An 11,612-nucleotide genomic window follows, 5' to 3' on the forward strand; every position below is an offset into this window, starting at 1 on the left:
ACCTTCCCGGGTGGTCGATGTCAGGAGAAACGGAGGCCGAGGCCCGCGTGCGGGACCTCGGTGAGGGTGCCGTCGGCGATGCGCACGGGCGACGGGTCGCGGAGCGCGCCGAGGGCGCCGAAACCGGCATCCTCCACATCCTCCGCCATGGGCTCGGGAACTCCGGGCACCGAGCGGAGGCACAGGGCGAGCTGGCCGGAGAGTTCGGGCAGCAGGTGCGGGTGCACGGCGGCTCCGTAGACGCCCGCGATGGCCGCGATCCCGAGGAACGGGGTGATGCCGCCGACGCGGACGATGTTCGGCTGCACGATCTGCGCGGCGCCGGTGCGGAGGAAGTCGTCGAACCGGTAGACGTTGTGCAGGTTCTCGCCGACCGCGATCGGGATGGCGCTCGATGCCGCCAGCCGCTTCGACAGCTCGTAGTGGCCGTACAGGTCGTCGGCGCGGAGCGGCTCCTCGATCCAGGCCGGCGAGACCTCCGCGAGCACCTCGAGGGAACTCGTCGCGCGATCGAGGTCCCACCGCTGGTTCGCGTCGATCATGAGCTGCCGGCCGGGCCCGAGAACCTCGCGCACGGCCTTCATGCGGTCGAGGTCTTCCGCGACGTCGGGCTTCCCGACCTTCACCTTCACGGCGTCGAAGCCCGCGTCGACCCAGCGGCGCACCTGGGCCACCAGCTCCTCGGTCGAGTAGTGCAGGTTCACGCCCGATCCGTACGTGCGCACGCTCTCGCGCTGCGGACCGAGCCACCGCGCGACCGACTTCTGGTCCGCGCGCGCCGCGGCATCCCACAGGGCGAGATCGAGCCCGGCCATCGCGATGGTCGTGATCCCGCCGCCGCCGGCCTCGTGCAGGTGCTCCCAGAGTGGCAGCCATCCTTCGCCCGGCTCGGCCGAGCGCCCGATCGCCCACGCGGCGATGTCGTGCGCGAGCAGCGCGTGCACGGCCTCGACGCCGATCTGCGGCGTCCACGAGAAGCCCCAGCCCTCGGCGCCGTCGGAGCGCACGACATGGGTGGCCACGACGCCGATCGAGGTCACGTCGGCCGCCCAGGGCCGCGTCAGCGGCACGCGCACGAGGCGCGCGTCGAACGAGGCGATCGTGGTGCGGGGCGGGGTCGCCGAGGGCGAGGCGGAGGTCACAGCAGCGCTCGCCCCGCCTCGAGGATCTCGGCCAGGCGGGCCTCCTGCGCTGGCGTCGGGTCGACGAGCGGTGCGCGCACCGACCCGACGGGCAGGCCGCCCAGGCGCAGGCCGGTCTTGATGAGCGAGACGCCGAAGCCCGGGGTCTCGTCGCGCAGCGCGACGAGCGGCGAGTAGAAGCCGTCGAGCAGTTCGGCGCGGCGCGCCTCGTCGCCGTCGACGTACGCGCGGTAGTACGCGTTCGCGACCTCGGGGATCATGGCGAACGCCGCCGACGAGTACAGCGGGATGCCGATGCCGCGGTACGCGCCCTGCGTGAGCTCCGCGGTGAGCAGGCCGTTGAAGAACGCGAAGTCCTCGCGCCCCTCGGCCGCGACCGCGCGAACGATCTGCTGCGCGAGGCCGACATCGCCGACGCCGTCCTTGAAGCCCACGACCTTGGGGTTCTGCGCCAGGCGGCGCACCGAGTCGACCGAGTACTGCGCGTTGCCGCGGTGGTAGATGACGACGGGAAGATCGGATGCCGCCGCCACCGCCTCGACATAGGCGACGAGTCCCGCCTGCGGACCGCCGACGAGGTACGGCGGCAGCACGAGCAGTGCGTCGGCTCCGGCGTCGGCGGCGGCACGCGCGAGGGTCGTCGCGTGGCCGAGCGGACCGCCGGTGCCGGCGACGACCGGCACGCGGCCCGCCACGGTCTCGGTCGCGATCTGCACGACGCGCGTCGCCTCGTCGGTCGACAGCGCGTGGAACTCGCCGGTGCCGCACGCGGGGAAGACGCCGCCGGGGGAGTGCGCGAGGGTCGTCTCGAGGTGCTGCCGCAGCAGACCCTCGTCGACGCGGCCGTCGGCGTCGAACGGGGTGACGGGGAAGAAGAGGATGCCGTCGAAGTTCACGCCAGCACGTCCTTTCGGGCGGAGTCGGTGGTGGGGGCGGAGTCGAAGCCGATCGCGTTCGCGGGGCCGGCGGCTGGGGCGGGCTCGCCGAGCTCGCCGCGCCACGTGTGGGCCGGGCGCCAGCCCAGCACGCGCCGGGCCTTCGCGTTCGAGAACGCGGGCGCTGTGCCGGTGAGCTCAGCCGCGAGGTCGTCGGTGCCGGGCACGAACTGCGGCAGCAGCTCGGCGAGCGGGCGGCGGGCGAGCGCGTCGTCGGCGCCCACGAAGAACACCTCGGCGTTCGGGATCTCGGGGAGGGCGACCAGGAGGGTGTCGACGAAGGTCGCGACATCGCGCGCGTCGACGTAGTTGAAGAGCGCCGGCGCCGACAGCGCAGGGTCGGCGAGACGTTCACGCACCGTGTGGCCCTGCTGCGTGAGTGCGCCCTGCCACTCCTCGGGGGCGATGACGTAGCACGGCCGGAACGCCGCGAAGCGGGTGGCATCGCCGGTCTGGCGGGCCAGCATCGCGATCGTCTGCTCGGCGAGGTGCTTCGACAGCGCGTACGCGTTCCACGGCTTCGGCGTCGTCTGCTCGTCGAGGGGGAACCGCTCGGGGAGCCAGCCCGTGGGCGAGTTGTACCCGAGGACGGTGGGGCTCGACGCCGTCACGATCTTCGGGATGCCCGCCGCGACGCCGGCCGACATGACGTTGAGCGCCATCGTCGCGTTCGTGCGGAGGATGACGTCCTCGGGCGCGCTGAACGGCACGGCGATCGCGGCGAGGTGGATGAGGGCGTCGGCCCGGGTGTCGGCGATCGCGCGGGTGGCGGCATCCGTGTCCGTCAGATCCACGGCGATCTGCTCGAGGCCCTGCAGCTCACCCGCTTCGGACACCGCGCGGTCGAGCGAGACCAGCTCGTGCCCGGCCGCGGCGAGTCCCGCGACGAGGCTGCGACCGAGGCGCCCCGCGCCGCCGGTGACGGCGATGCGCGTCATGACCGGACGGCCTCGGCGCGCGCCGCGTCGCTCGCGAGGAAGCGGATGCCGAGGTCGGCGACCTGAACGGGGAGGCCGGTCTCGAGGGAGCGGTTGCCGGCGATGCCGACCGCGATGGAGCGGACACCGTCGCGCCAGTCGGCGGGGCGGGCGAGCGGGTCGTCGCCGGGGCCCTCGAACACGTCGGCGAGCAGCAGCGCGTCGCCGCCGCCGTGGCCGTCGCTGTTGCCCTCGAGCGGCACTTCGTAGGCCGCCTCCCAGTGGCGCTGCACGATGAGCCGCTCACCCTCGGGGCGGAGGGACCCGGTGGTGCCGGCGTCGCTGGCCGACGGGTCGAGCACCGGGTGCAGGCCCTCGTCGGCGAGCACGGCGCCGCGCTCGACGACCTCGAGCTCGGCGCGGCCGAGGGTGCCGTTGACCGCGACCCGGTAGCCCTCCCACGGCGAGTGGGCGTTGAGCGAGTACGACAGGGTGGCGCCGGAGGCGTAGTCGACCACGAGGGCGAGGTTGTCCTCGATGGTGATGCCCTCGCCGAAGACGTCGCGGTCGCGGAGGTATCCGTCGTGCTGCTCGGCGTCGAGGTACAGCGCCTTGAGGCGCTCGTCGTCGCGCAGGTCGAGCTCGAAGGCGTCGCCGCCGTCGTGGGTGCCGCGGGCGGGACGGTCGCCGAGGCCGCGGGCGGCGGCGTTGTCGGCGCCGTAGAACCGCAGCGCACCCGACGCGTAGACGCGGCGCGGGACGGAGCGGATCCACCAGTTCACGAGGTCGAAGTGGTGGCTGGCCTTGTGCACCAGCAGGCCGCCCGAGTGCTCCTTCTCGCGGTGCCAGCGGCGGAAGTAGTCCGCGCCGTGCTTGGTGTCGAGCACCCACGAGAAGTCCACCGAGGTGACCTCGCCGATCGTGCCGTCCTGGATGACCTGACGCAGCGCGGAGTTGCGGGGCGAGTAGCGGTAGTTGAAGGTGATGACGACCTGCCGGCCGGTGCGGTCGATGGCGTCCTCGATGGCCGCGGCGGAGGGCCCGTCGATGGTGAGCGGCTTCTCGACGACGACGTCGGCGCCGGCATCGAGCGCCCGCACGATGAGCGGGGCGTGCAGGTCGTCGCGGGCGCAGATCACGACGCGGTCCACCTGCTGCTCGCGGACCATCGTCTCGAGGTCGTCGGGCCCGTAGACCGCGGGAGCGGCGAAGCCGGCCTCGACGACGCGGTCGACGTAGTACTGCGCGCGCACCGGGTTCGGCTCGCAGATCGCGACCAGGGCGGCGTCGTCGGAGTAGGGTCCGATGATCGCGTCGACGTACATCTGGGCGCGGTGTCCCGCGCCGACGAGGGCATGCCTGCGGTGGCTCATCTCACTCCTTCAGGAAACGTTTTCTCAGACTACCACGACGAGGATGGGAAAGCGCTCGCCGCAGCTGATCAGGCTGCGGGGCCGGTCGTGCCGCGGATGGTCAGCTCGGGAAGGACGGTCAGCGGATGCCCCGGCTCCGCGCCCTCGAGCAGCTCGCGCATGCGCGCCCAGGCCTGCACGCCGAGCTCCGCCGCGGGCACGGCTGCCGTCGTCAGCGGGGGAGTCGTGTACCGGGCGAACGGGATGTCGTCGAACCCCACGATGGAGAGGTCCTCGGGTATGCGGCATCCGCTCGCCTGCACGGCGCTCAGGAGGCCCATCGCGACGAGGTCGTTGAAGGCGAGCGCGGCCGTCGCCCCTGATGTCAGCACCGCGGCACCTGCGGCGGCACCCGCCTCGAAGTCGACGCCGCACGGGATCTCGGTGACGTGCGTGTCGGGGTGCTCGGCGACGAACGACGCGATGGCCTCGAGGCGCGCGGTGTTGGCGACGCTGCCCGGGGCGCCGGCGAGGAAGACGATGCGCCGGTGCCCGAGTCCGTGGAGGTGGGCGAGCTCGGCGGCCAGCGCCGTGCGGTAGTCGGCGCGCACGTGCGGCACGTCCCCCGCGGCGCGATTGATGAGCACGACCGGGCGCAGTCCGCCGACGAGCCGGTCGAGCTCGTCCTGCGGCAGGCGCGGCGCGCAGAGGATCACGCCGTCGGTGCGCCGCCGCGTCGTGCCCGCGAGCACGCGCTCCTCTTCGACGGACTCCGCCGAGTCGGCGACGAGCACGTGGTAGTCGTCGGCCGCGGCCGCGTGGCTGAGTCCTCGCAGGATCGCCTGGAACGTCGGATTGCCGAGGTCGGGCACGACCACCGCGACGGTCTGCGTGCGTCCCAGCACGAGGCTGCGCGCGACCGGGCTCGCGGTGTAGTCGAGCTCGGCGGCGGCGGCCTTCACGCGTTCGGCCAGCGCCGGGTCGACGGTGGGGTTGCCGTTGAGCGCGCGGGACACCGTCGACAGCGACACCCCCGCCCGGGCGGCGACGTCGGCGATGGTGACGCGCGTCGAGCGATCGGCGCGGGGCGGTCGAGGCATCCGTGTCTCCCTGGGTCTCGGCGCGCTCAGCCTACCCGGAAACGTTTCCTCACCCGGCCATACGGCCGCCGGCGGTGACCTCCCGCCTGTCAGCTGCGCGGCGGCGTGCTGCCCCGCACGATCACCTCGAGCGGGAGCTGCGGCTCGGCCGCATCCCACTCCGGGTCGGTGGCGGCGTGCAGCGCGCGGTAGCCGAGGTCCTCGAGGGGCACGCGCACGGTCGTGAGGCCGGGACGGATGTCGCGCCCCGTGGCGATGTCGTCGAATCCTGCGACCGCGATGTCGGCCCCGACCTGGCGTCCGGCGTCGCGCACGGCCGACATGATGCCGATCGCGACGACGTCGCTGATGCCGAAGATCAGGGTGCCCGCGGGCACGTCGCCCTCGAGCAGCTCCGATGCGGCCGCGTAGCCGGCGTCGCGCGTGAAGCCGGCGCGGCGCACCTCGCGGACGTTGCCGCCGGCGGCGGTGAACCCCTCGGTGAACCCGTCGACGCGGTCGTCGGACGTGCGGATGCCCTCGGAGGCCGCGAGCACGATCGCGTCGCGATAGCCGAGGCCCGCGAGCTCCGCGCCGAGCGCCGCCGCGCCGCCGTGGTTGTCGACCGCGACCGAACGCGCCGTGCCGCCGCCGGGGCCGACGACGACGACGCGCCCGCCCATGTTCGAGAACGCCTCGAGCTCGCCCTGGAGCCCGGCGGCATCGGGGCCTTCGACGCGGGAGGCCGCGAGGATCAGGCCGCGCGGTCGTTGTCCGCGCAGAGCCCGCACCAGCTTGACCTCTCGCTGCGGATCGCGCTCGGTGATCGCGATCGTGACGACGAGGCCGGCCTCGTCGGCGCCGCGCGCGACGCCGGAGGCGAGTTGACCGAAATAGGGGTCGGCGATGTCGGCGACCAGGAGCGCGACGATGGCGGCGGTGCCTCGCGCGGTCGCCTGGGCGGAGAGATTGGCCGTGTAGCCGAGCTTCTCGGCGGCGGTCTCGACGCGCTCGCGGTAGCTCTCGGCCACCTTTCGCGTCGAGCCGTTGAGCACCCGTGACGCGGTCGCGAGCGAGACCCCGGCCTCGCGCGCGACATCGTGAAGGGTGGCGGCGCCTCGGGTAGGCGCGATGATGTCGCTCACAGGCCAGAGTCTAGAGCCTGTGTCCGGTTCCGGCGATAGCTTGGGAAGCGATTTCCCTCAGCTTTTTCCCCAGTTGAGCGGCGACATGCCCCGCGCCGGGCGCGCAACGACGAAGCGCCCGCGGGGACGCCGGTGGATCGGCGTGCCCCGCGAGCGCTTCTGAGCTCGCGGAAGCGTCGTCAGCTCGCGACGCGGGCGCGGAGGGAGGGCGAGACGGATGCTGCGAACCCGGCAGCCGTGCGCTGCACGGCGACGAGCGGGTCGGTGGCCCAGATCTCCTCGTTGAAGATCTCGACCTCGATGTCGCGGTCGTAGCCGGTCGCCTCGACGGCATCGGTCAGCGACGCGAAGTCGATGACGCCGTCGCCCGGGTAGTGGCGGCTGAGCAGCGGGTCCGCTGCGAGCGGCGTCTTCCAGTCGCACACCTGGTATGTCGCGATGCGACCCTCGCGGCCCGCACGCTCGATCGAGGCCAGCACGTCGGGGTCCCACCAGATGTGGAACGTGTCGACGGTGGCGCCGACGACAGCGGGGTCGAAGTCCGCGGCGATGTCGAGCGCCTGCCCGAGCGTCGAGACGACGCAGCGGTCGGAGGCGTACATCGGATGCAGCGGCTCGATGGCGAGCGTGACGCCCGCGGCCGCAGCATCCGGTGCCAGCTCGCCGATGGCGTCGCGCACGCGCTCGCGGGCGCCCACCAGGTCGCGGGAGCCCTCGGGCAGCCCGCCGGCGACGAGCACGAGGATCGCGGTCGAGCCCTCAGCGCCGGCGGCGGCCAGCGTCGCCGCCTCTTCGATCGCGACGCGGTTGTCGTCGATCGACGCGCGACGTGCGGGGCCTTCGGGCATCGTGAAGAAGCCCGAGCGGCAGTGCGTCGTGAAGCGGAGGCCCGAGTCGGTCAGCATCGAGGCCGCGGTGGCAAGACCGACCTCCTGCACGGGCTCTCGCCACAGGCCGATCGCCTGCACGCCTGCCTCGGCGGTGACGCGCAGGGCGGTCGCGAGGTCGGCGTACTTGATGGTGGCCTGGTTGATCGACAGGCGGGGGTCGGGGGCGTTCATGCGCGGCCCTCCTTCGGGCGTGCTCCGAGCGTGGTCGCCGACGCGCCAGCAGGCGACCACACTCGGAAGGCGGTGGCGGTGGCCGCGCTCACGCGATCACCCCGGGGACATCGATGCCGTTGTGGCGCAGCATCCCGTGCCAGCGGATCGCCGCGAGCTCGGGGCGCTCGAGGGCGAGCGACGAGTTCGCGAGCTCGACGATGCGCGACAGGTGCGGAAGGCTCCGCGCCGAGTGCAGCCCGCCGACCATCTGGAACGCCGGCTGGTGGCCGTTCAGCCACGACAGGAACGCGACGCCGGTCTTGTAGTAGAACGTCGGCGCGGCGAACACCTGGCGGCTGAGCTCCTCGGTCGGGCCGAGGATCTCGAGGTACCGGGCGGGATCGCCGGCGTCGAGCGCCTGGATCGCGGCCGATGCGACCGGCGTGATCGCCGCGAACGCGCCGAGGAGGGCGTCGGAGTGCTGACGCGGGCTCTCGGGGTTGCGCTCCGGCTGCGTCGCGTCGGGCACGTCCTGGCCGCCGATGAGGCCGACGTAGTTGAAGTCGTCGCCGGTGAACATGCGCACACCCTCGGGCAGGCGCTCGCGCACCGACACCTCGGAGGCGGCGTCGAGCAGGCTCATCTTCACGCCCGCGACCTTGTCGACGTTCTCGTCGATGATCTCGAGGAGCACCGCCGAGGCCTCGCGCCAGTCCGGCGAACCGAAGTAGCCCTCGAGCGACGGGTCGAACGCGGTGCCGAGCCAGTGGAGCACCACCGGCACGGTCGCGGACTGCAGCACCTCGCGGTAGACGTGGCGGTAGTCGTCGGCCGACTCCGCCACGCGAGCGAGGTGGCGCGACGCCATGAGCACGGGACCGGCGCCCTGCTCCTCGGTGAAGTGGAGCTGCTCCTTGTAGGCGTCGATGACTTCCTGCAGGGAGTTGCGCTCGGCCTCGACGTGGTCGGTGTTCACGCCGACCACGACGGAGCCCCCCTCCTCACGGGCGACCTGCGCGGAGCGTGCGATGAGGTCGCGCGTCGCGGCGGCGTCGAGGCCCATGTTGCGCTGGGCGGTGTCCATGGCGTCGGCGACGCCCAGACCCCACGAGTACACCGCGCGACGGAAGTCCAGCGTCGCGTCCCAGTCGACCTCGGCCGGCTGACCCGGGGTGTTGTCGGCCCAGGTGTTCGGCACGACGTGCGCGGCGGCGTACGCCACGCGGCTCTTCAGCGGGCCCCCGGGCTTGGCGTAGCCCGGGGACTCGTTCAGCTCGACGGCGGAAAAAGCCCCGGCGTCGGAGAGAAGTGTGAGCTTCGGCATCCGTCGTCCGATCAGTCCAGCGACAGTGTGGGCAGCTCGACCTTGCGGCCCTCGCGGCTCGACTGCAGGCCGGCCTCGGCGAGCAGCACGCCGCGCGCGCCCGACAGGAGGTCGAACTCGTACTCGGTGCCCTCGACGTACGAGACGAGGAACTCCTCCCACTGCTGGCGGAAGCCGTTCTGGAAGACGTCGTTCGTGGGAACCTCGGCCCAGTCGGCGTCGTAGTCGTGGCCGTCGGCGAGGTCGGGGTTCCACACCGGCTTCGGCGTGGCGTTGCGGTGCTGGATCTTGGCGCCGAACAGGCCCACGACGGCCGAGCCGTGCGTGCCGTCGACGTGGAACTCGACGAGCTCGTCGCGGTTCACGCGCACGGTCCACGACGAGTTGATCTGCGCGACGATGTCGCCCTCGAGCTCGAAGATGCCATAGGCGGCGTCCTCGGCGGTGGCGGTGTAGTGCTCGCCGTTCTCGTCCCAGCGGTCCACGATGTGAACGGCGGCCTGCGCGTAGACGGTCTTGACCTCGCCGAACAGGTTCTCGAGCACGTAGTTCCAGTGCGGGAACATGTCGACGATGATGCCGCCGCCGTCCTCGGCGCGGTAGTTCCACGACGGACGCTGGGCGGGCTGCCAGTCGCCCTCGAAGACCCAGTAGCCGAACTCGCCGCGCACCGAGAGGATGCGGCCGAAGAAGCCCGAGTCGATGAGGCGCTTGAGCTTCTGCAGGCCCGGGAGGTACAGCTTGTCGTGCACGACGCCGGTCTTGACGCCGGCCTCCTGTGCGAGCTTCGCGAGCTCGAGGGCCTCGTCGACCGTCTCGGCCGTGGGCTTCTCGGTGTAGATCGTCTTGCCGGCGGCGATCGCCTTGCGCAGCGCCGACGCGCGGGCCTTGGTGACGAGGAAGTCGGCGTAGATCTCCCAGCGCGGGTCGGCGAGGGCGGCGTCGAGGTCGGTCGTGTAGTCCTCGATGCCGTGCTTGGCGGCGAGCTCGGCGAGCTTGGCCTCGCTGCGGCCGACGAGGAGCGGCTTCACGGTGACCTTGGTGCCGTCGGGCAGCTCGATGCCGCCCTGCTCGAGGATCGCGAGGATCGAGCGCACCAGGTGCTGGCGGTAGCCCATGCGGCCCGAGACGCCGTTCATGATGATGCCGATCTCACGCACGGCGGGACGGACGGATGCCTCGGCCGAGGCCGGGGCGAGAGTCGTGTCAGTCATGGGGTCCTGCTTTCTGCTCTGAAGGCTGTGGGTACCCGGCCTCACGGTCGGGACCGGAGGCGGGTAAACGCTTTCCAATAGTGTGACACGGGATCGGATGCGGCGCAAGCGCTTTCCCAGCAGCATCCGACCACCGTCTGGTCAGGCGCGCAAGAGCACACACCCGTGGGGATCGAGCGAGACCCGTACGACCGAGCTGCCGGGTGCGACGCTGCGCGCGGCATCGGACTGCTCGTGCACGGCTTCGACCGGGACGGATCCTGCTTCCCACACGTCCACGACGACGGCCGGCGCGGGACCGAGTCCGAGGGAGCGGGTGTCGAACGGCACCTCGCGTGCTTCGTCGGCGGTGTTGAAGACGGCGACCCAGCGCGTGTCGCCGCGCTCGGCGGCCCAGATCACGAGGTCCCGCTCGCGCAGCAGCTCGCGGTTGCCCGTGGAGTCCCGGAGGATCTCGAGCACGCCGTCGTTCTGGAAGAGCGCGATCGTCTCGGGCGCGCTCGTCGGCAGATCGCCGCCGATCATGAGCGGGGAGCGCGCCATGACCCACAGCGTGACGAGGGTCCGGCGCTCGGCGAGCGTGAGTGCGCCCTCGCGCGGCTCGCCACGCTCGGCGCGGATGCCGATGCGGCCGAGCGGCAGCATGTCGGCGTCGGGCCAGCCCTCGGGTCCGGCGAGAGGAGCCCAGCGGGCCAGTCGCGCGAAGTTGGCTTCGACGTCGTCCCATCGGTCCCACAGATCGTCGCAGATGCGCCACATCGTGGCGTGCCCGCGAAGGTGCTCGAGATGGGCGGCCGACAGGTCGCGGCCGGGCGACAGCGACAGGGCGATCTCGCGCGGCGCGGTCTCGATCGCGGTCGAGAGGGCCTCGATCTCGGCGGCCTGGTACGGCCACAGCATGTCGTCGGCCTTGATGAAGTCGACGCCCCACTGCGCGTACTGGTCGGCGATCGAGTGGTAGTAGGCCGCCGCGCCGGGCGTGCCGTGGTCGAGACCGACGTAGTGCGGGTTCCACTCGCAGGCGTTGCGCGAATCCGCGATGCCCGCCGCGGTCGCCTCGACGCCCAGTACCGGCAGGTCGCGATCGACCGCGATCCGCGGGATGCCGCGCATGATGTGGATGCCGAACTTCAGCCCCAGCTCGTGGATGCGATCGGCGAGCGGCCCGAAGCCCGCACCGCCTGCCGCCGAAGGGAAGCGCACCGGGTCCGGCTGGACGCGCCCGAACCCGTCGATCACGAGCGGGGCGGACTCGTTGTAGCCGTGCGACCGGGCGGTGGGGTCCGCCCAGTCGATGTCGACGACGATCGTGTCCCACCCGTGCGGGAGCAGGTGCGCGGCCATGAACTCGGCATTCGCCAGCACCTCTGCCTCGGTCACGGTCGTGCCGTACGAGTCCCAGCTGTTCCAGCCCATCGGCGGGGTGGCGGTCTTGCGCAGCGTCATCGCTGTCTCGTCTTC

Annotated in this window: 10 protein-coding genes; all 10 read right to left on the minus strand. The window is 72.3% G+C overall.

The window, feature by feature from the left end; all coding sequences use genetic code 11:
- Positions 1-20 precede the first annotated feature (20 nt).
- Entirely contained in the window at positions 21-1,142 is a 1,122-nt protein-coding gene (locus tag ACLBXX_RS02365) for a mandelate racemase/muconate lactonizing enzyme family protein (protein WP_387140779.1), read from the minus strand.
- Complete coding sequence (locus ACLBXX_RS02370) at positions 1,139-2,038, minus strand: 5-dehydro-4-deoxyglucarate dehydratase (RefSeq protein ID WP_387140775.1); 900 nt, start codon at positions 2,036-2,038, stop codon at positions 1,139-1,141. Before ACLBXX_RS02370 ends, ACLBXX_RS02365 begins: the two co-directional genes overlap by 4 nt.
- Positions 2,035-3,015: an NAD-dependent epimerase/dehydratase family protein gene (locus ACLBXX_RS02375; protein ID WP_447656648.1), complete on the minus strand. Its 981-nt coding sequence runs from the start codon at positions 3,013-3,015 to the stop codon at positions 2,035-2,037. The genes ACLBXX_RS02370 and ACLBXX_RS02375 overlap by 4 nt, the downstream gene beginning before the upstream one ends.
- A complete protein-coding gene (locus tag ACLBXX_RS02380; protein ID WP_447656649.1) occupies positions 3,012-4,367 on the minus strand; it encodes a Gfo/Idh/MocA family protein in 1,356 nt (451 codons plus the stop codon). Before ACLBXX_RS02380 ends, ACLBXX_RS02375 begins: the two co-directional genes overlap by 4 nt.
- Positions 4,368-4,435: 68 nt before the next feature.
- Entirely contained in the window at positions 4,436-5,446 is a 1,011-nt protein-coding gene (locus tag ACLBXX_RS02385) for a LacI family DNA-binding transcriptional regulator (RefSeq protein ID WP_447656650.1), read from the minus strand.
- Between the two features lie 89 nt (positions 5,447-5,535).
- Positions 5,536-6,570, minus strand: a complete 1,035-nt coding sequence (locus tag ACLBXX_RS02390; RefSeq protein ID WP_387140757.1) for a LacI family DNA-binding transcriptional regulator — start codon at positions 6,568-6,570, stop codon at positions 5,536-5,538.
- 179 nt (positions 6,571-6,749) lie between these two features.
- Positions 6,750-7,631, minus strand: coding sequence for a sugar phosphate isomerase/epimerase family protein (locus tag ACLBXX_RS02395; RefSeq protein ID WP_387140754.1), 882 nt, complete (start codon positions 7,629-7,631; stop codon positions 6,750-6,752).
- 88 nt (positions 7,632-7,719) lie between these two features.
- Positions 7,720-8,937, minus strand: coding sequence for a dihydrodipicolinate synthase family protein (locus ACLBXX_RS02400; RefSeq protein ID WP_447656651.1), 1,218 nt, complete (start codon positions 8,935-8,937; stop codon positions 7,720-7,722).
- Positions 8,938-8,948: 11 nt separating this feature from the next.
- The gene (locus ACLBXX_RS02405; protein WP_447656652.1) at positions 8,949-10,151 is read right to left on the minus strand and encodes a Gfo/Idh/MocA family protein; all 1,203 of its coding nucleotides are present in this window, start codon (positions 10,149-10,151) and stop codon (positions 8,949-8,951) included.
- Positions 10,152-10,292: 141 nt separating this feature from the next.
- Complete coding sequence (locus ACLBXX_RS02410; protein WP_447656654.1) at positions 10,293-11,597, minus strand: alpha-galactosidase; 1,305 nt, start codon at positions 11,595-11,597, stop codon at positions 10,293-10,295.
- Between the last annotated feature and the right edge of the window lie 15 nt (positions 11,598-11,612).

The sequence above is a fragment of the Microbacterium sp. C23T genome, from assembly GCF_053345975.1.

What these genes read in the sequence shown, in the direction of transcription:
- ACLBXX_RS02405 (WP_447656652.1), bottom strand. Translation starts at nt 10,151, where the DNA reads ATGACTGACACGACTCTCGCCCCGGCCTCGGCCGAGGCATCCGTCCGT.
- ACLBXX_RS02410 (WP_447656654.1), bottom strand. Translation starts at nt 11,597, where the DNA reads ATGACGCTGCGCAAGACCGCCACCCCGCCGATGGGCTGGAACAGCTGG.
- ACLBXX_RS02380 (WP_447656649.1), bottom strand. Translation starts at nt 4,367, where the DNA reads ATGAGCCACCGCAGGCATGCCCTCGTCGGCGCGGGACACCGCGCCCAG.
- ACLBXX_RS02400 (WP_447656651.1), bottom strand. Translation starts at nt 8,937, where the DNA reads ATGCCGAAGCTCACACTTCTCTCCGACGCCGGGGCTTTTTCCGCCGTC.
- ACLBXX_RS02395 (WP_387140754.1), bottom strand. Translation starts at nt 7,631, where the DNA reads ATGAACGCCCCCGACCCCCGCCTGTCGATCAACCAGGCCACCATCAAG.
- ACLBXX_RS02375 (WP_447656648.1), bottom strand. Translation starts at nt 3,015, where the DNA reads ATGACGCGCATCGCCGTCACCGGCGGCGCGGGGCGCCTCGGTCGCAGC.
- ACLBXX_RS02385 (WP_447656650.1), bottom strand. Translation starts at nt 5,446, where the DNA reads ATGCCTCGACCGCCCCGCGCCGATCGCTCGACGCGCGTCACCATCGCC.